At 40.7% G+C, this 16,817-nt stretch carries 19 protein-coding genes and 2 pseudogenes; 14 read left to right on the top strand and 7 right to left on the bottom strand.

Annotation, left to right across the window (positions count from 1 at the left end; translation table 11 throughout):
- The first annotated feature begins 48 nt into the window (after positions 1–48).
- The 8 genes from ACMX3D_RS07770 (at position 49) to ACMX3D_RS07735 (ending at position 4,745) form a co-directional block, all read left to right on the top strand.
- Positions 49–507: a hypothetical protein gene (locus ACMX3D_RS07770; protein ID WP_482750852.1), complete on the top strand. Its 459-nt coding sequence runs from the start codon at positions 49–51 to the stop codon at positions 505–507.
- A 305-nt stretch (positions 508–812) separates the two neighbouring features.
- Positions 813–1,148, top strand: coding sequence for a cation:proton antiporter subunit C (locus ACMX3D_RS07765; protein WP_482750851.1), 336 nt, complete (start codon positions 813–815; stop codon positions 1,146–1,148).
- Positions 1,145–2,581 (top strand): cation:proton antiporter, encoded by a 1,437-nt coding sequence (locus ACMX3D_RS07760; protein WP_482750850.1) that lies wholly within the window; start codon positions 1,145–1,147, stop codon positions 2,579–2,581. The genes ACMX3D_RS07765 and ACMX3D_RS07760 overlap by 4 nt, the downstream gene beginning before the upstream one ends.
- Entirely contained in the window at positions 2,566–2,955 is a 390-nt protein-coding gene (locus ACMX3D_RS07755) for a cation:proton antiporter (protein WP_482750849.1), read from the top strand. The genes ACMX3D_RS07760 and ACMX3D_RS07755 overlap by 16 nt, the downstream gene beginning before the upstream one ends.
- Entirely contained in the window at positions 2,952–3,218 is a 267-nt protein-coding gene (locus ACMX3D_RS07750) for a hypothetical protein (protein ID WP_482750848.1), read from the top strand. The genes ACMX3D_RS07755 and ACMX3D_RS07750 overlap by 4 nt, the downstream gene beginning before the upstream one ends.
- Before the next feature lie 3 nt (positions 3,219–3,221).
- Positions 3,222–3,500 (top strand): monovalent cation/H(+) antiporter subunit G, encoded by a 279-nt coding sequence (locus ACMX3D_RS07745; RefSeq protein ID WP_482750847.1) that lies wholly within the window; start codon positions 3,222–3,224, stop codon positions 3,498–3,500.
- Positions 3,493–4,086, top strand: a complete 594-nt coding sequence (locus tag ACMX3D_RS07740; protein WP_482750846.1) for a DUF4040 domain-containing protein — start codon at positions 3,493–3,495, stop codon at positions 4,084–4,086. The genes ACMX3D_RS07745 and ACMX3D_RS07740 overlap by 8 nt, the downstream gene beginning before the upstream one ends.
- Complete coding sequence (locus tag ACMX3D_RS07735; protein ID WP_482750845.1) at positions 4,083–4,745, top strand: Na(+)/H(+) antiporter subunit B; 663 nt, start codon at positions 4,083–4,085, stop codon at positions 4,743–4,745. The genes ACMX3D_RS07740 and ACMX3D_RS07735 overlap by 4 nt, the downstream gene beginning before the upstream one ends.
- A gap of 182 nt (positions 4,746–4,927) precedes the next feature.
- Here ACMX3D_RS07735 and ACMX3D_RS07730 read toward each other — a convergent pair whose 3' ends face one another.
- Together ACMX3D_RS07730 and ACMX3D_RS07725 are read right to left on the bottom strand one after the other, a co-directional pair.
- Positions 4,928–5,410 (bottom strand): tellurite resistance TerB family protein, encoded by a 483-nt coding sequence (locus tag ACMX3D_RS07730; RefSeq protein ID WP_482750844.1) that lies wholly within the window; start codon positions 5,408–5,410, stop codon positions 4,928–4,930.
- 252 nt (positions 5,411–5,662) lie between these two features.
- Entirely contained in the window at positions 5,663–6,916 is a 1,254-nt protein-coding gene (locus tag ACMX3D_RS07725; RefSeq protein WP_482750843.1) for an FGGY-family carbohydrate kinase, read from the bottom strand.
- A gap of 158 nt (positions 6,917–7,074) precedes the next feature.
- Between ACMX3D_RS07725 and psaM the strand changes: the two genes are divergently transcribed.
- From psaM to ACMX3D_RS07710, 3 genes are all read left to right on the top strand, one after another.
- On the top strand, positions 7,075–7,170 hold the full coding sequence (gene psaM, locus ACMX3D_RS07720; RefSeq protein ID WP_229543795.1) for a photosystem I reaction center subunit XII: 96 nt from the start codon (positions 7,075–7,077) through the stop codon (positions 7,168–7,170).
- A gap of 507 nt (positions 7,171–7,677) precedes the next feature.
- Entirely contained in the window at positions 7,678–7,914 is a 237-nt protein-coding gene (locus tag ACMX3D_RS07715) for a DUF3134 family protein (protein ID WP_482750842.1), read from the top strand.
- A 42-nt stretch (positions 7,915–7,956) separates the two neighbouring features.
- On the top strand, positions 7,957–9,408 hold the full coding sequence (locus ACMX3D_RS07710; RefSeq protein ID WP_482750841.1) for an MATE family efflux transporter: 1,452 nt from the start codon (positions 7,957–7,959) through the stop codon (positions 9,406–9,408).
- Positions 9,409–9,517: 109 nt separating this feature from the next.
- On the opposite strand, the gene ACMX3D_RS07705 is transcribed toward ACMX3D_RS07710, so the two are convergent.
- The 4 genes and pseudogenes from ACMX3D_RS07705 to ACMX3D_RS07690 all read right to left on the bottom strand — a co-directional run.
- On the bottom strand, positions 9,518–11,044 hold the full coding sequence (locus ACMX3D_RS07705; protein WP_482750840.1) for a hybrid sensor histidine kinase/response regulator: 1,527 nt from the start codon (positions 11,042–11,044) through the stop codon (positions 9,518–9,520).
- Between the two features lie 132 nt (positions 11,045–11,176).
- Positions 11,177–11,761 (bottom strand): sensor histidine kinase, encoded by a 585-nt coding sequence (locus tag ACMX3D_RS07700; protein WP_482752296.1) that lies wholly within the window; start codon positions 11,759–11,761, stop codon positions 11,177–11,179.
- Positions 11,762–11,815: 54 nt separating this feature from the next.
- Positions 11,816–12,169: pseudogene (locus ACMX3D_RS07695) on the bottom strand (PAS domain S-box protein); the annotation flags it as partial.
- Positions 12,170–12,298: 129 nt separating this feature from the next.
- Positions 12,299–13,090, bottom strand: a pseudogene (locus ACMX3D_RS07690) (PAS domain-containing protein); the annotation flags it as partial.
- A gap of 489 nt (positions 13,091–13,579) precedes the next feature.
- Here ACMX3D_RS07690 and ACMX3D_RS07685 point away from each other — a divergent pair.
- From ACMX3D_RS07685 to ACMX3D_RS07675, 3 genes are all read left to right on the top strand, one after another.
- Positions 13,580–14,470, top strand: coding sequence for a hypothetical protein (locus ACMX3D_RS07685; RefSeq protein ID WP_482750839.1), 891 nt, complete (start codon positions 13,580–13,582; stop codon positions 14,468–14,470).
- A 498-nt stretch (positions 14,471–14,968) separates the two neighbouring features.
- Positions 14,969–15,292 (top strand): hypothetical protein, encoded by a 324-nt coding sequence (locus tag ACMX3D_RS07680; RefSeq protein WP_482750838.1) that lies wholly within the window; start codon positions 14,969–14,971, stop codon positions 15,290–15,292.
- Between the two features lie 240 nt (positions 15,293–15,532).
- Positions 15,533–15,733, top strand: coding sequence for a hypothetical protein (locus tag ACMX3D_RS07675; protein ID WP_482750837.1), 201 nt, complete (start codon positions 15,533–15,535; stop codon positions 15,731–15,733).
- Between the two features lie 249 nt (positions 15,734–15,982).
- Here the strand turns inward: ACMX3D_RS07675 and ACMX3D_RS07670 are convergent, their stop codons facing one another.
- Complete coding sequence (locus ACMX3D_RS07670; protein ID WP_482750836.1) at positions 15,983–16,753, bottom strand: glucosamine-6-phosphate deaminase; 771 nt, start codon at positions 16,751–16,753, stop codon at positions 15,983–15,985.
- Positions 16,754–16,817: the final 64 nt, after the last annotated feature.

The following is a 16,817-nucleotide window of genomic DNA, read 5'->3' as shown; positions in this document are numbered from 1 at the left end:
CTACATCTTGGTCTTAAACTGAAGTCTGGAGTGATGAGGAGAAACTTCATGCGATTATTCATTGGTACAGTACTTGTCAGTGTCAGCTTTGGGCTGTCTTCATTAGTTGCTCAAGCACAACAGTCTGTGTCTGAGACCCAAGTAGCTGCAATGGTAGAAGCATTGCGACGGGCTGCACCCCAAACTGGTAAAGTAAACGATGGACTTTATAGTGATTGGCAAGTCCAACCCGGAACTGTCAAAGCTTGGACAAAATTTTGCCTCAAAAAAGAACTTGCACCAACGCAGTTTGAAAATAGTCCCACGACTGCACGCCAAGTTATTTCTTGCATCACGCGCCGGGAGTTAGACAAACAGTTACGCGCTACTAATAATCATGAGACTGCGGCTGTAAGTGGTGTAGCTTGTTGGTGGATGACTGGTAACTATACAGGTTGCAATAGTGGTTTTACTGCTGCTTACGTCAAGAAAGTTGTGGGCTTTTATCAGCAGCAGCGTTCCAATTAATCCGCTTTTTTGGAATGAACAAAACTTCCATATATTATTGATGAGATGATTTGGCATTGATATAGATTTATATCAATGCTTATCTATTGAAAATGAGATAGTACCTTCTGACAAAGCAATACCAAGATAAGCGAAAATACTTATTGGGAGTGAGTGAATTTGAATTCAAATTCACACGCTTGAGTAGCGTCCAATAAAATATGCCAGATATTTTATCGTGAGGACAAATGCTAGTTAAGTCTGAATCAATATAGTTGATTTTTTAAAAATAATTACGCTCAACCTTTACCCAATAGGCAATTTCCGTGTTAGAAGCATGTACACTCGCAACAATATTTTGCGGATTTTTCGGCATCATCCTCAAAAAGAATCTGGTGATGAAAATCATCTCGATGGATGTTATGAGTACGGGGGTGATTGCCTATTACGTGCTGATTGCTTCACGGGATGGTTTGTTTACACCAATTGTTTCCGATGTTAGACATGGCGCTTACGCCGATCCGGTGCCGCAAGCGGTGATATTGACGGCGATCGTGATTGGCTTTTCGATTCAGTCTTTGATGCTGGTTGGTGTCATGAAACTGGCGCGAGATAACCCGACCTTGGAAAGCAACGAAATCGAGAAAAACAATACGCCATGAGTAACATTACGATCGCCTGGATTGCCCTCCCTTTTTTTGTAGGGTTCGTTATTTATCTCCTCCCCAAACTCGACCGCTATCTCGCTCTGGGTATGGCTTTTGTTTCAGCGGGATATGCGTTGCAGGTATTTGTCGCGCCACCACTGACTCTGAAGTTACTGGATAATTTTGGTGTAGTTTTAGCAGTAGACCAATTAAGCGGCTACTTTATTTTGACCAATGCCTTGGTAACGGCAGCGGTCATCCTTTATTGTTGGCAAAGCGGCAAGACACCTTTTTTTTACGCTCAGACTATCATTTTGCATGGCAGTGTGAATGCGGCGTTTGTCGGTTCGGATTTGATCAGTTTATACGTGGCCTTAGAGGTGAGCGGTATAGCTGCGTTTCTCTTGATTGCCTATCCCCGGACTGACCGCTCGATTTGGGTTGGCTTACGTTATCTGTTTATCAGCAACGTGGCAATGCTGTTTTATCTCATAGGTGCGGTGTTAGTCTATCAGGCACAGCATTCCTTTAGTTTTGCTGGTTTACGGGTCGCACCACCAGAGGCACTAGCCCTGATTTTTTTGGGACTCTTGACAAAGGGAGGAATTTTTGTATCGGGATTGTGGTTGCCATTGACCCACTCAGAATCAGAAACACCAGTATCGGCGCTGATGTCGGGAGTTGTGGTCAAAGCTGGTGTCTATCCCTTGGTGCGGTGTGCGCTGATGGTGGCAGAAGTTGACCCGATAGTGAGAATTTTTGGAGTTAGTACCGCACTGCTGGGAGTGTTCTACGCAGTCTTTGAAAAAGATACGAAGCGAATGCTGGCATTTCATACAGTTTCGCAGTTAGGTTTTATTCTGGCAGCGCCAGTTGTAGGTGGCTTTTATGCCCTGACGCACGGACTGGTGAAATCGGCACTATTTTTAATTACAGGTTTATTACCAAGTCGCAACTTCAAGGAACTGCAACATAAACCAATTCATACTGGGGTTTGGATTGCCTTAGTTATAGCCAGCTTCTCGATATCCGGCTTTCCTTTGTTGTCTGGGTTTGGGGCGAAGGTGTTGACGACGAAGAATCTCTTGCCTTGGCAAGCGATCGCTATGAATGTTGCCGCCCTCGGAACAGCAATATCTTTTGCCAAATTTATATTTCTGCCGCGTGGGGGAAAGGCAGATGTACAACTTAGTTTTTGGGCGGCAATGAGTCTGTTAATTGGTGGGCTTTTTATCGCCAATATTGCGTACTACGAGGCTTACACCGTTGAAAACATCATCAAACCCCTGGCAACCATTGCCCTTGGCTGGTTGGCTTACCATCTAATTTTTCAGCGCTTAGTCATTAAGCTACCGCGTGTGCTTGAGCAATTTGAGCATCTGATTGGGGTGATGAGTCTGATTTTAATACTGCTGTTCTGGAAGGGGTTTGCATGGTTGCCTATCTAAATCTGATATTGCGACTAGCCATTTGGTTTCTGCTCACTGCCAATTTCAGTGTGGCAAATATCATTATTGGCATCAGCATTGCACTTTTATTGCCGGGTCTTCCCAAAGCTTCAGGAGCATTAAAAGATTGGCTGCGTGTGCTAGGCGAAATCATTGTGGCAATTCCGCAGGCTTATATTGAGGCATTTGAAATGATCCTGCGTCCACATAACTACGAAGAGGTGACGCTGGAACAAGTCAAACCACGCCGAACTCCTGGACTGATATTTCTAGATATATTCCTGATTACCTTTACGCCCAAGACCTTTGTGTTGAAATATCACGAAGCAGGCTGGTACGAAGTCCACCGGGTGCGACGGAGGAAAAAGGCATGATTTTGAATCTGCTACTGTTTGCCATGATTGCGGCACTACTTATCCCTATGTATGAGGCATGGCAAGATGATGATATTTGGCAAAAAATGCTGGCATTTGCCAGTATTGCCACCAAAGCCGCCATCATGATTTTGGTTGTATCTGTCTTGCGTGATGACTGGATGATCGGTGTTGTTGGGGTAATCATTCTGAGTGTGGGGAATGCTGCACTTATGCTGTTAGCTCATGTCCTCAAACGTATGAGTGATGTTTTGAAGGGGTGAACTATGATCAACGCATTTAGTTATTTCTGCATTGGTGTAGGTATCGTCTTTTGGTTTTGGGGGACTATTCCGCTGCTGGGTTCACGCTCGGTTTTGTTCAAGCTGCATGGTCTTTCGGTAGCAGATACCCTCGGCTCAATCAGTATCATCGTCGGATTGCTGCTGAAAATACCCAGCGAATGGCCACTACTTATCCTCGCCATCATCTCCTTAGCCATCTGGAATACGATGCTGGGATATGTTTTGGCTTACTGTTCTAGTAGTGAGGAAAGCCATGACTGATAGTTATGTTTATGCGATCGTTGCTTTGCTACCCTTAGCTGCGTGTATGCTCATCTTTCAGTCCAATCCCTACCATGCTTTGGTCATCCGGGGAATATTGGGAGCAGTGGCAGCATTTGTCTATACAGTATTAGGGGCGGCGGATGTCGCTTTGACCGAGGCATTGGTAGGTACAATGCTGGCGATTACTTTGTATGCGATCGCAGTACGTTCATCATTAGTCTTGCGTCTTGGCGTACTGCAAAACGATGAAAATCAGCATTTTGAACAACTGATAAATAACTTACGTACAATTTGTAGCAAACGCTATCTGCGGCTTGAGCTATTGCCATACACAGATATAGAGCAATTGCATCAGGCATTGAGCAACAAAGAAGTCCATGCTATTTGTATGCAGCGAGCCAAATATGATACTCCAGACTGTGATGAGGAACCGCAACCATATCACACGATCATCAGAATCCGACGCATTTATGACATCTTGCAAACTGAACTTGTATCACCTGCAACCAGTTTAAGCTACGTCAATGCGTCAGCAGCTAGTACACCAGATTTAAAAACACCAGTTTTGGGAGAGCATTCATGAAATGGCTCTACATTGCATTCGGAATCGCGCTATTTGTCAAATTCTTGCTCATTGCTAATCCAGCCGCAGACTTACCGGATATCTCTATCATCGAAGCGGTTGTCCAAGATAGTGGAATACCCAACGCTGTTTCGGGGATTATTTTCCGAAATCGCCTTTATGACACCATATTCGAGGTAGTAGTATTTACGATCGCAATCATGGGTGCTAATTTTCTCCTAGCAAATGAAAAGCCCTTCGGTACAATTTATCGTTTTACAGATCAACCATCAATTGTGCTGGCACGTCTGGGAGCAACCATTGCTGCTTTAGTCAGTATCGAACTGGCTATTCGCGGACATCTCAGCCCTGGTGGTGGTTTTGCTGCTGGGGTGGCGGGGGGAACAGCCATCGGCTTAGTGGCAATTACTTCATCGCCGGAGTTGATGCAGACAATTTACCAGCGCTGGCACGCTGCTAAATGGGAGAAGGTTTCGGTACTAGTTTTTGTTGTTTTGGCGGTGATTAATCTGTCTGGGTTTGAATTACCACACGGAGAGATGGGCGCATTGATTAGTGGTGGTTTTATTCCCATACTCAATCTCTTAGTTGCAATCAAAGTTGCCTTGGGTTCGTGGGCGGTGATTTTGATTTTTATTCGTTATCGGGGATTGTTGTAAGTCTTAGCCATGTAACACAAGATTTTTAAACCTGTTCCCTGCTTTATTAAAACCTTCAGAGAAAATGGTAGAAAGCACCCTGAAGGTTGTGGATGATGGGAATTTAACTTTGGTTTTGGCTGGGTTAGTCATCTCCTAACCCATTCCTAGTAATATTAAAAGTTCAGCACCAACAAAAATTATTATTCTTCTTCGTCATCGTCGCATTCTTCGTAATCTTCCTCTTCTTCTGCACCAAATATTTCATCTATTAGTTCTTGGGCGCGTTCGTTGGAAATATTCAATGCTTCCTGAAGCTCAGAAATATAATCTTGTTCGCTATCAGGTACTTCTTCGTCGATACCTACTACCAAAATAGCGGTGATATATGCGGCTTCTCGATAACCTCTGTTTGGTAAGGAGTTAATCGCTTGAACAATTAAGTCTTCTGGATCTTCTTCTTCGATAAGACTGGCTACTTTTTCGCCTAACTCTTCAAAGTCTTCGTCAGAGTAATCTTCAAATTGGCCAATTTCGGCAAGCATTTCACTCAACGCATATTCTTCTGTTGAGGTAATGCCTTCACCATCAGCTGCGGCGGAAAATAGTCCGATAATAGCGATCGCAACTTCTGGTTCTAAAGCCACTGAACTGGCGCTACGGCCTCTAGGCAAACGTCTAGACATAAAAATCCTATAAAAGTTTGATACTACTGAAAAAAGCCATCTCCAATGCTGGAAATCGCTTCCTCATTAGCATTCCCAAAACAATCCGAAAAAACACAGAGACTTTTGTTTTTTTATGTAAAGTTTTTTCAATATAAAAACGTAGAATATTTGATTAAGTAGCTCAACTTTCTCAAAAATATAAAATGTAGCCGTAGGCTAACGCACCGCCCCAGATATCAAAATGGTGCGTTGCGCTGTGCGACAACACACCTACTCAAAGAGTCTGTTCACCTTTGTTTTCGCTAAAAGTGCTGTCCCATAAGCAGCTTCGGTGTTAATTGATGCAACCACAGGCACTTTTAAATACCGTTGACGAATCGCAGTCCAAGTTGAATTTACTGCACCACCGCCTGCTGTATAAACACGTTGCACCTGTTCTGCACCCAAGTTTTGCAATAATTCATAACCTCGTGCTTCGATACGGGCAATACTTTCTAATAAACCATGTAAAAATTCCTTTGGTTCATCTGGGCGTGGTGTGAGTCGTGGTGGTAAATTGGGGTCGTTAATGGGAAAGCGATCGCCTGGTTTCAACAAGGGATAATAATCTAAGTCGCTGGTTTTTGTCGGATCAATTTCACGACTGAAACTTTCTAACTCTGCATTTGTAAAAAATTCTCGCAACACTGCACCGCCAGTATTAGAAGCACCGCCAGTCAGCCACAAATTACCTAGACGATGGCTGTAAATTCCATATCTTGCATCTTCTATGCGGGTGCGACTTAATAATTTGAGTACCAAAGTTGAACCCAGAGATGTTACTGCTTCTCCAGGAGATTTTGCACCACTAGCAAGAAAAGCGGCAATACTATCAGTTGTGCCTGCACATACTAAGCAATCACGGCGAAAATGAAATTTAATCGCAATATCCGGGCGAATTTCGGCTATGGGAGTTCCTGGTGGTAGAACTTGGGGTAACTGAATAGGTATGTCTAGCTTCTCTAACAATTCTGGATATTGCAAAGCTTCCACGTCATAACCCAGCTTTAAAGCGTTGTGGTAATCACTAATACCTAATTGCCCATGCAGCAAAAAGGCCAACCAATCCGCTTGATGTAGAAAATATCTGGCTTCTGGGAAAAATGGTTGTTGTGACATCCACAGAAGCTTGGCAAGACTGGAAGTAGCACTTAATACTGTATGGTTGGGCGGTGCAACTTGCCGCAACTGCTCAAGCACAACTGCACCCCGCGCATCGTTGTAAAGTAATGGTGCATCTACAGGCTCACCAGCCGCATCACACAGCAAAACGGTGGAGGAAGTACCATTGATGGCAATAGCCCTTATTTCTTGCCGCAATGGCTCAGGAATGGCTGCTAATAAGCTCCATAAGGTACTGCTCCAGTCTTTAGCTGCCAGATTTTGCCCAGGATAGCGCACTTCTGCTTGGATATTCCTTTCTTCATCAATCACCACCGCCCGTGCGCCAGAGGTTCCATAGTCGATCCCTAAATACAAATTCATATTTTTATAAATTTTTATTATGAAAGTTAACTATAGACTACTGACTGATGACGGCTTTTGTTGCATCTTGTAACAAGATATTCCCCAAAATTGGCAAAACAAGGAAAAGTAGTAAACGAACTGTCGAAAATCGATTTGAGCTTAGGAGGTTTTCAACCATGCCCATCTCAGATACCCAAGTTTATATTGCTCTAGTTGTAGCGCTAATTCCAGGAGTTCTGGCTTGGCGTTTAGCAACAGAACTTTACAAGTAAACCCACGCTCTGACTTTTTAAGCAGAGCATAACAGTAAGTGCCACACCCTTACACAACAATCAGGCTTTGCTTGGTTGTTGTGTTTATGTTTAGGGAGGAAACAGGGAACAGAAATAGTTCGCCAAAACTTAATTTGGAATCTTATAGTACTGTTAAAGATAAATCAGCTTACCTATATTGCACCTATCAAGAGTTTGAAGGCAGTGTAGGCGATCGCATATTAGCAGGACTTACGCACAAAGTTTGTCTGTGGAGGCTGGGGTATAGGGGTGTAAGGGTTTTGGATACATACACCCCTATACCCCTACACCCTTATACCCTTCCCTAAACCCTTGATTTTTCGTTGTCATGCGTAAGTCCTAATTAGAATCGTTCTTCCGGAGAGATGAACATCTGCCAAAGGTCAGAGGTTTTTAAGGTTACACGCAGCAAACTGTTAATCATACCGAGTTGCTCTCAGAGATAGCAACTTGGGAAACAGATAGATTCTTCGGGGGTAAACAACAATGGTTAAGCTGTCTAACCCTGCTCTCCACGAAGAACCCCGTTATCAGCCAGCAGCGATCATTCCTCTCAAGGAAGAGCAATCTTTGCTTGATTGGTTAGCGAGTACTGGTCGATTGGAACCTTACGTATTTGTGGAACACTATTACGCAAATGAGGAAGAAGACGAGGAAGAAGTGGCAGAGCTGATCGATACCTATGAGTATGAAGCAGAGGAAATCGACCATTTAGAGGAGTAAAATCAACCACCAACAGCAGTTTATGTTGTTGGTGGTTAACTTTTGCCTGATTCTGTCAAAGTAGAGATGGCAAATCCTCCCATCCTCCAGGAATGTTCAAATCTGATGATGAATGACAACGCCAGCAGATCCAGATTGATTGCTGAAGTTCAACAATTTCTGCGGTTAGGTATTCCATTAGCAGCCGCACAAATAGCTCAATCGGCCACTGGCTTTGTAGATACAGTGATGATGGGCTTGCTAGGAAGTCAGACTATTGCATCTGGAGGTTTGGGTGCTTCAATCTTTACCTTGTTTTTGCTCATCACTACGGGTATTATTTCTGCTGTCAGTCCCTTGGCGGCGGAAGCATACGGAGCCGGAAAGCCTGAACAAGTTGGCAAAATTGTACGACAAGGGTTAGGCATATCTTTGCTGTTAGGGATACCGATTACGGTGCTTCTTTGGTATGGAGGTGCTTTACTAGTGCTGTTGGGACAGAATGCTAATACAGCAACATTAGCAGAAACTTATTTAAGAGCGATCGCTTGGGGTTTTATCCCTGGTTTGGGTTTTGCTGTACTGAAAAGCTTTCTTTCTGCCCTCTCACAACCGCAGTTAGTTATGGTAACTGTTGTCTTGGGTACGCTGCTGAATGTTACAGCTAACTATGTTTTAATGTTTGGCAAATTTGGTTTACCCGCCCTCGGACTAGCTGGTATCGGTTGGGCAAGTACTCTGTCACTGTGGAGTATGTTGATTGCCCTGGCTATTTATATATTTAGTCAACGTCGCTTTGCAGTTTACAAAATCTTGCAATTTTCACCTAACTACAGTTTCAACCCAGAAAATCGCCGCATTTTTTGGCAGATTTTTCAAGTTGGCTTACCTATTGGCGGACTAGTTGCCGTAGAAGCAGGATTATTCACTGTTGTGACATTTCTCATCGGACAATTGGGGACAACTCCCTTAGCAGCCCATCAAATTGCTTTGCAAACAGCTTCTACGTCATTTCAGTTTGCTTTGGGCATTTCTCTGGCGACAACAGTACGTGTGGGACAGTTAGCTGGAGAGCAAAACTTAACTGGGGCGCGTCTGGCTGGATATGTGGGAATTGCCCTGGGAACTTTATCTATGGCGATCGCAGGGATAATATTTTGGCTAGTACCAAAGTTGATTGTTTCTCTTTACCTGGATATCGACAATCCAAATAATCAAGATGTAGTTGCCTTGGCAGTGAAATTACTAGCAGTAGCAGCAATTTTTCAGATTGTGGATGGGGTACAAGCCACCGCCGCCGGAGCGTTACGAGGGCTAAAAGATACTCGAATCCCTATGTTGATTGGGATTTTTGCTTACTGGTGTGTTGGTTTATTGACTGGTTACGCTTTGGGAATTTGGTTCGGTTATGGTGCTATTGGGCTTTGGTGGGGGTTAGCAATTGGTTTAGCTAGTGCGGCTATTGTGTTGACTTGGCGGTTTAGTATTTTGCCATCTGGGGTGAAAAAGTGCTGAGTAAAAAATACTAATATTGAGTCTCTAGTACATTTCGTCGTAAACGAAAAGTCCACTATATGAGGTTCTTCATTTCATACTTCAGCCTTCATACTTCATACTTCAGCCTTTAGCCAGTCAATTCTAAATCACTCAATTTTAATGTAAATGTTGTCCATCCCTGACTGCTGTTGACTTGAATGCTACCTTGCAGTTGTTCTACTAACTTCTGCACGATCGCTAAACCTAACCCTGTACCACCTTGGTTCCAAAAATCTGCATTGGGGATGCGGTAAAATTTTTCAAAAATTCTGGGTAATTCTGCGGCGGGAATTTCTGCTGAGTTACTGACGCTAATAATAGTTTTGCCTGGAACTTCTGTAACTGCACGGCTGACACTCAAAATAATTTCACCGCCAGCTGGGGTATATTTACAAGCATTGTTGAGCAACTCTACTAAGATGCGTTCTAAGCTAGTACGGTCGGAGAAGAGCGTAGGCAGATTTACAGGCAGATTTAGCTGCAAGATTTGTTGATGTTCTTGGGTGCGGATTTGAAATGGCTCAATTACCCAAGGTAGCCACTGCTGCAAGAGTAACAAATCAGGCGCAAGCAGAAGATAAGAAGAATTTTCTAGGCGTTGTAAGTCGAGTAAATCGTTGATTAGTTCCATTTCGCGATCGCACTCTGCTTCCAAAACCTCCAGCAGGTGTTGCTGTTCTTGAATGGTACTTGACAACTGTAACATTTGGATCATGCCTTTCATGTGGCAGAGGGGCGATCGCAATTCATGAGAAACTAAATTTAAAAAGTCATTTTTAAGTTGATTCAGCTGTTCCCATTGTGCTAAAAGTTGCTCTTGTTGCATTTGCTTTTGTCGAGCTTCCATTGCTTGTAGGCGTTCAGTTACATCCCGAAACACTAATACTGCACCTGTAAGATGATCTTTGTCATCTTTGATTGGTGCGGCGCTGTCATCAATTGGTGTTTCTGTACCATTTTTAGCAATCAGTATAGTTGTTGCCGATAGTGGTGCGATCGCGCCTGATTGGAGAACTTTTTTGATGGGATTTTCTAAGGGTTCACGAGTTGTTATATCAATTATCTTAAATATTTCTGATATATTTTTTTCACTAGCTTCTGCTTGTGTCCATCCTGTTAACTTTTCTGCGACAGGATTCATAAAAGTTACTAGTTCATTGATATCGCTGGCTATCACACCATCACTAATACTGTTGAGCAGTGTAGATAACCATTTTTGGTTAGTTTTTAATTGTTTTTCTAGTCTGTGTTTGGTGAGAGCTATTTCAATATTAGTTTGTAGTTCTCTTTCTTTAAAAGGTTTTAGTAAGTAACCAAACGGTTCGGTAATTTTAGCTCTTTCTAAAGTGGTTTCATCTGCATAAGCAGTTAAATAAATAATTGGAATATCTAAATATTTATGAATTTCTTCTGCTGCTTCTATACCATCCATTTGCCCTTTTAATCTAATATCCATTAGCACTAAATCAGGGTTAATTTCTACAGCTTTATTAATCGCTTCTTGTCCTGAAGAAACAATGGCAGGTACTGTATAACCAAATTTTCTCAGTCTATTTTGTAAATCTTTAGCAACAATCGATTCGTCTTCTACAACTAAAATATTCGCGTCTGTCATGTATGTATATTGTAAACTTAAGTAACAAGACACAGATAAAAATAATTATGTCAAGAAATTTCAATGATGTTAAAATTATTTTGCTCTCTGCCTCCTGTCTTGCCACAACGCTAAATATTTTCTATCATCTAATTATATTAAGGGAAATGTTATCTGAAACTCTAGACCAGCATTACTTTGAATATTAATATCGCCTGCTATTTGCTGAGTTAAAGCATCAACCAACTGCCAACCTAAAGATGCTGTATTTTTAAAATTGAAATTAGGCGGTAAGCCTACGCCGTTATCGCTAACAGTAATGGTAAATTGCTGGTCAACGTTTTCTGCAATTGCAATACAAATTTCTCCATCTCCGCCTTGAGGAAAACCATATTTTAAGGAGTTAGAAACCAGTTCATGAATAATTAAACCACAGGGAATTGCCAAATCCAAGCCGAGTAAAACATGACTATCAACGTTGATTTTAAACGCGATCGCTCCTGCATTGACTTCATAAGAACTAAACAAACTAGCGACTAAATCTTGAACATATTCACCAAAATCAATACGAGCCAAGTCAGGAGATTGATACATTTTTTCGTGAATCAAAGCCATTGAGGCGATGCGCTGCTGACTTTGTTGAAATATTTCTAAGTCTTGTTTGTCTTTGATATACTCAGATTGCAAATTTAGCAGACTAGAAATTACCTGTAAATTATTTTTGACTCGATGGTAAATTTCTTTCAGTAAGACTTCTTTTTCTCGAAGTGAGGCTTGGATTTGCGCTTGAGAATGTTTGCGATCGCTAATATCTTCAATAACAGCAATAAAATACTTTGGCTCTCCCGAAGTCTTGTAAGTTAAAGATACCGTCAAATTAATCCAGACAACAGAACCATCTTTGCAAAAATAGCGTTTTTCCATTGTATAAGTTTGAATATTACCTTTTAATATTTCATCAACGTATTTTAAAGATGCCGTTAAATCGTCTGGGTGAGTAATTTCCTGGAAATTACGTGATTCTAGTTCTTCTGCTGTATAACCAACAATATCGCACAGTCTTTGATTAACTAATAACCATCTTCCATCCAAACCTACATGGGCAATACCAACTGCTGCTTGATGAAATGCTGTCCGGAATCGCTCTTCACTGTCTCGCAATGCTTTTTCTATCTGTTTACGTTTAGCAATTTCTGCCTCTAGTGATTCGTTAATTTTTTTTAATTCGGCTGTCCGTTCTTCGACTTTAGTTTCCAGTTGCGCGAGTATTTTACTCAGAGTTTCTTCTGCTTGCTTGCGTTCAGTAATGTCAGTATGAGAACCTACCATTCGGACTACATTACCATTTTCATCCCATAAAGCTTGGCCCCGATCTAATATCCATTTATACGTCCCGTTTTTACACAAAACTCGAAATTCAGTTGCGTAAAATGGCGTAACTTTGGCAAAGTGATCCTGAACTGCTTGCACCACAGAATCTAAATCATCTGGGTGGACTCGTATCCAGATTTCTTCTAGATGATTACTAATTTCATGATCTTCATAACCAAGCATTTCTTTCCAACGAGTCGAGAAAAAAACTTGATTGGTTTTGATATTCCAATCCCAAATACCGTCATTATTACCACGTAAAGCTAATTGCCAACGTTCTTCACTTTCTCTGAGGATTTCTTCGGTACGTTTGCGTTCGGCAATTTCTGCTGCTAGTTGAGAGTTTGCTGCTTCTAGTTGTGCAGGGCTAGGCAAAGCTAGTGCTTGAGGTATCAATGGCAAAAGTTGTATGGCTGTAGTTACCGAGACAAAGGCTGTGATTGCTTTAATTAATCCTGATAACCAATAGGTAGGATGCCACAGTGTCCATACATCCATGACGTGGGTTGTACCGCAAGCAATGATAAATGCCCCAAACATTAAAAATATCCAGTCGAAAGGCAAATCTTTTCGTTTGCGGACGAAATACACCAGCATGACTGGAATTGAATAATAAGCTAATGCAATTAGTGAGTCTGAAACAATATGCAACCAGACTAGTTCTGGCTTCCAGAGATAGCAATGTCCGTGGGGAATAAACTGGTTAGGAAAAAAAAATTATCTAAAAACGTCATCCTTAAAACCCATTTATTGTAAAAGTCTTTACTAGAGCATCAAGGTTGCCGGAGAGTTTTCTACCTCCTCCGTGTGCAGATACCCACAAAGTACTCATATTCTTCATACTGCATAATAATTAGCTTTTTAAGTAAGTAATGTAATAAATATTGATTGACATTAAACTATCTCAAAAACTAGTTGTTAGTCACCGTAATTTTTCTGAAACCAACATTCATTGGTATAACAAATATAACCCATTTTTAGAATATTATTGCTGGCAATTTTAATGACTTATGACATTTTTAGACAAAATTTACATAGGTTCAGCATCTATAGTATCTATCTAGTGCGCTGTTAATATCTGTTTAAAAAAAATGTAATGATGCTTTAAGCTTGATTAGTCATCCTGGATGAAGTTAAGCTACATTTTCATTGAAACGCTAGATTTAATTGGAGGATAAGCGCAAAATGAAGCGTTTTTTGACTGGAATTCTTGTATTAACAAGTCTATTGATAGCTCCTGGTTGCTCATCGGTAACAAAATCTGGGGAAGCGCAGGTATCTGGTAGTGATTCACATCATACAGATCATCCGCATAATATGTCGAGTGACCATAAAGAACACTCAATGGAACACATGAATCATGAAGCTAATACAAAAAATACTACCCAAGCTAAACTGACTACGCCTAAAAATCTAGCTGCAAATCAACCTGTTAATTTAGTAATTAATGTTCAAGATACTGGGGGAAAATCTATCGACAAATTTGATACCTTTCAAGAAAAACTGATGCACTTGATTATCGTCAGAGATGACCTAGCAACTTATAATCACATTCATCCAACTTACAAAGGTAGTGGTCGTTTTGAAGTAAGTGCTAACTTTTCTAGCCCTGGGGATTATAGCTTGTTCAGTGATTACAAACCATCTGGACAAAAAGAAGCAGTATCATTAATGCAAGTCAAAATCCCTGGTTCAGTTCCACTACCTAAAAGTTTAGAGAAGTTTGAAAAAACCAAAGTTTTATCTAATGCTAAAGTTAATCTCAATATTACTAATAAGAATATTCAAGCTGGGAAAGAAGTAACTTTGAACTTTGATATTAAAGATGCGGCCAACAATCAGCCAATTAAAGATTTAGAACCTTATTTAGGTGAAAAAGGTCATTTAGTGATTGTGAAAAGTTCATCACCCCTGACAATTTCCGATTATATCCATGCCCATGCTCTCAAAAATAGCCCAGATGGACAAATAGAATTTATGACGCGCTTTCCTCAGCCAGGAACTTATAAACTTTGGATGCAGTTCCAGCGCAATGGTAAAGTTGACACAGCCGATTTTTGGGTTAATGTAGTGTAAGTTTTGCGATCGCCTCTGTAAGTTTCACGAGTCAGATAGCTTCAATAGACAAGTGGCGATCGCTTCTTTATTTATCTCAATTAAATTTTACATCTATCCCAAAGTAGATTTTTTTAGCTATTTAAAACAGCTTGAACATGAAAATTACTGATTCATGATGATTACGCTGGCAATAAGAATCTAGAATTTTCTAGTATTTGTATAGTTTATGTAGACAAAATTGCTAATTTTTTACCATTAAATTTGTTGCATAAGGGTTGCAATTGAGTATCAATCAGTTTATTGTGTTTGATTAAATCACGCAAATTTGTACTGTTTGTTGAGAAAAGCGGGTAAATAGAGTGGTAGGGAGAATCAATATCTCAGTTCACCCTACTGTCTCCTCACTCGATTTAGCCTTAACTGTACAGTATTTCAATTCATCTGAAAGTGATAAAACCGTGTTGCAGAAGCGTTCTGTTTAGTTGGACGTACACGAAAATATAAGGGCTTGCTGGCATGAGACTATCTGAGCTAGATCCACTCATCCCGCTAAATGATTTAAGAGAAGAACTTCTGAAGTTACCGAAAGGCTACTTATTTTACGAAGAAGAACTGGTAGATTTTTTATCTCGCAGAAGATGGCCTGAGAGCGATCGCCGCATTGACCGGACAACTTTTTGGCGTTGGCGAAACGATAACGGAATTGAACGCCAAAAAGTATTTAGTCGATTGGATCTCCTCAAACTCTGTCGTATCTGCGACCACTACCGTGTAGATGGAACTCGCAATGAGTACTTAACCATCATGAAACAAAAAAAAGAGTTAGCATTTAACAGATGACGATGGAACTTTAATACGAAAGCACAAAAACCCGATTTATGGCTAAATTTGTGCCAAAATCGGGTTTTGCTTATTATTATTAAAAAATTGCTCCTGACATCTATCTATAGTCATAAACTAAATACATAAAATATATTTCTTCAGTATCAATTAAATCATCCTATGAGAATGAGGATTCGATTTATCTCTTGACAGAGAATTTATAAAAATCATCTATTTATAGACGTTGAAAGTGTCACTATGTTCACCATTGGTGATTATGTGCTGAATCAACAAACAGGTCATCTAGGTAAAGTTATTGGTTACGGACAGCAAATTAGTAATCATAATATGCAAACCGTAACTTTAAAAGTGCTAGTTGCTGAGACAGCCAATTCTCAGAGAAGAGAATTTGTATTCGAGGATCAAGTTTCAGCATGGGTAAGGTGGTCTGTAGCATAAAAAAATCAAGGTTAGATATTATGGTGCGGGATGTGATTTTCTGTCTACAAGAAGCTGCTTCCGAGATAATATTTCAACATTCTTCCACACCTAAAAAAATTGCTGAATGCTTTATTGATCCTCTCTGTGGATGTGCTAATCCAGGGAAAGAACTTAAGTGTGAAGATTGTCCTTATCTTGAGGCTTGTTTGTCTAATATTAAACTGGGGAGTAGGGAGTAGGAAATTGTGTAGGGACAATAGCTTTTTTTTACAAAAAACTAGCAGAATTGATATCTAAAGATAGCGTTGCTTGTGATTGACGACGTAGAATAGATGCTGGACAATCAGTGCTGATTGTGTTTTGTAACATCTGTTTTACTATCTGGGCTTTGCGTTTTTCTGGTGCTAGGCAGATAATTTTTTTGGCTGAACAAATTAATGGGAGAGTGACAGTAAAAGCATACTGCGGAACACTGTCAATATTGGGAAAGTGACCAGTATTAACTTGTTGCTGGCGATTGGCTATATCTAATTTCACCAACTTGACACTATAAGGATCTTGAAAATTGGCGACAGCGGGATCGTTAAAAGCTAAGTGTCCGTTTTCGCCAATACCTAAACAACATAAATCTATTGGCTGTGCTTGCAGGAGTTGCGTGTAGCGATCGCATTCCGATACAGGCTCCAAGGTATCACCTTCTATATAATGAAATTGCTGCGGCTCAAGTTTCTTTTCTACACGTTCCCGCAGATAACGCCGAAAACTAGCAGGATGATCAGCTGTAATTCCTAAATATTCATCTAAATGAAACAAAGTAATTCTTGACCAATCTACACCACCCAACCTAATTAACGCATCTAGAAATTTGAGTTGCGAATTTCCTGTTGCTAATAAAACAGCAGCTTTACCCTGTTTTTCTAAGATTTCCTTTAAATATTTGCTGGTAATTTGTGCAACGTCCTCAGCCATTTCTGCTTCAGAATTGTAAACTTGCACTTGTAAATCATCAACACGAAAAAAATTTTTGGCAGCAATCATTTTGAAGTCTGAAGGGTGAAGTATGAAGTATGAATGTGTAGTTTGGGTCGAGCGATAGCGAAAC

It is taken from the genome of Anabaena sp. TISTR 8404, assembly GCF_056847745.1.
Note: the sequence above shows the minus strand (reverse complement) of the source record. Positions and strands in the feature narration are given on the sequence as shown.

Excerpts from the sequence above, each read along its gene's own strand:
- ACMX3D_RS07770 (WP_482750852.1), top strand. The coding sequence starts at position 49 with ATGCGATTATTCATTGGTACAGTACTTGTCAGTGTCAGCTTTGGGCTG.
- ACMX3D_RS07760 (WP_482750850.1), top strand. The coding sequence starts at position 1,145 with ATGAGTAACATTACGATCGCCTGGATTGCCCTCCCTTTTTTTGTAGGG.
- ACMX3D_RS07755 (WP_482750849.1), top strand. The coding sequence starts at position 2,566 with ATGGTTGCCTATCTAAATCTGATATTGCGACTAGCCATTTGGTTTCTG.
- ACMX3D_RS07750 (WP_482750848.1), top strand. The coding sequence starts at position 2,952 with ATGATTTTGAATCTGCTACTGTTTGCCATGATTGCGGCACTACTTATC.
- ACMX3D_RS07745 (WP_482750847.1), top strand. The coding sequence starts at position 3,222 with ATGATCAACGCATTTAGTTATTTCTGCATTGGTGTAGGTATCGTCTTT.
- ACMX3D_RS07740 (WP_482750846.1), top strand. The coding sequence starts at position 3,493 with ATGACTGATAGTTATGTTTATGCGATCGTTGCTTTGCTACCCTTAGCT.
- ACMX3D_RS07735 (WP_482750845.1), top strand. The coding sequence starts at position 4,083 with ATGAAATGGCTCTACATTGCATTCGGAATCGCGCTATTTGTCAAATTC.
- ACMX3D_RS07730 (WP_482750844.1), bottom strand. The coding sequence starts at position 5,410 with ATGTCTAGACGTTTGCCTAGAGGCCGTAGCGCCAGTTCAGTGGCTTTA.
- ACMX3D_RS07725 (WP_482750843.1), bottom strand. The coding sequence starts at position 6,916 with ATGAATTTGTATTTAGGGATCGACTATGGAACCTCTGGCGCACGGGCG.
- psaM (WP_229543795.1), top strand. The coding sequence starts at position 7,075 with ATGCCCATCTCAGATACCCAAGTTTATATTGCTCTAGTTGTAGCGCTA.
- ACMX3D_RS07715 (WP_482750842.1), top strand. The coding sequence starts at position 7,678 with ATGGTTAAGCTGTCTAACCCTGCTCTCCACGAAGAACCCCGTTATCAG.
- ACMX3D_RS07705 (WP_482750840.1), bottom strand. The coding sequence starts at position 11,044 with ATGACAGACGCGAATATTTTAGTTGTAGAAGACGAATCGATTGTTGCT.
- ACMX3D_RS07685 (WP_482750839.1), top strand. The coding sequence starts at position 13,580 with ATGAAGCGTTTTTTGACTGGAATTCTTGTATTAACAAGTCTATTGATA.
- ACMX3D_RS07680 (WP_482750838.1), top strand. The coding sequence starts at position 14,969 with ATGAGACTATCTGAGCTAGATCCACTCATCCCGCTAAATGATTTAAGA.
- ACMX3D_RS07675 (WP_482750837.1), top strand. The coding sequence starts at position 15,533 with ATGTTCACCATTGGTGATTATGTGCTGAATCAACAAACAGGTCATCTA.
- ACMX3D_RS07670 (WP_482750836.1), bottom strand. The coding sequence starts at position 16,753 with ATGATTGCTGCCAAAAATTTTTTTCGTGTTGATGATTTACAAGTGCAA.